Genomic DNA, 905 nt, shown 5'->3' with positions numbered 1-905 from the left:
CTCTCTATTCATAAAGAATTACTCGGCTTTTTTGCTCGTTTGATTCTGCATAGGCTTATTTTTTTGCATAGATACCTTGATCGGTGACGATCGCATCTAAGCTGACATCCCAGTCATTGACCGGAAGCGCGTCCATCTTCTGCAGCTCATGTGCTAATCCAATCAAGCGAGGCTTGCACTGAGGAAGCCGTCGCTTATAGTCAAAAGTGCGATCATAGAAGCCGCCTCCCATTCCCATTCTGTTTCCTTCGCTATCAAATGCTACCAGTGGCATTAACACTGTTGACAGTTGTTTAGCATTGAATTGTTTGCAGCGTTTAAAGTCAGGTTCCTCAATACCGAAACGGTTCTTGATATAAGGGCTTGATGCAGAGACTTGGCAAAAAATCATCTGTTGTGGTTTTAAGGGGTGGATGACGGGCAAGTATGCTGTCTTTCCCCATTTCTGTATTAGTGTGAGCAGTGATCGAGGGCAGATTTCACCGTCGTTGCCTAAGTACAAAGCAATATGTTTGCCCCTCAGTAGTAAACCAAAGCGTTTCAGATTTTTGAGTAAATGCGTTGAAGCTGTTCTTTGTTGAAGCTTGGTGAGCTGGCGGCGTTGTTGGCGGAGCTCTCTACGAAGCTGCTTTTTTTCTTGAATTAAGGTGGCGGGGGAGGTTTGAGAAAGACTCATTTTTGGGCTGTATCGTCAATAAGATAGAGCTGGATAGGTTTAAACAAAAGCAACGCTCTGTTGTGAGTGTTGATTTTGGTGCGCCCAAAATGCCGCTGCCAGATAGGGCCTTGAACCCGAAAGTTCAAGGGGGTGATCACTATATGCAAATTAGGCTTTCCCATCCAGATAAACCGGGGGACTTGCACACATCACATGATGTGATTACCAAGGTGTTATTATCGGCTCG

General features: G+C 45.1%; 1 protein-coding gene and 1 other RNA gene. Both read right to left on the bottom strand.

Annotated features, from left to right (window positions below):
* Positions 1-55: 55 nt before the first annotated feature.
* Positions 56-676 carry a 5-formyltetrahydrofolate cyclo-ligase gene (locus A3763_RS01100; RefSeq protein ID WP_068512216.1) on the bottom strand — a complete coding sequence of 207 codons (621 nt, stop codon included), beginning with the start codon at positions 674-676 and terminating at the stop codon, positions 56-58.
* A 77-nt stretch (positions 677-753) separates the two neighbouring features.
* Positions 754-905: non-coding RNA, 6S RNA (ssrS, locus tag A3763_RS01095), on the bottom strand; the annotation flags it as partial.

This window comes from Oleiphilus sp. HI0128, from assembly GCF_001635365.1.
The sequence above is the reverse complement of the archived record's forward strand: the minus strand, read 5'-3'. Positions and strand labels throughout refer to the sequence as shown.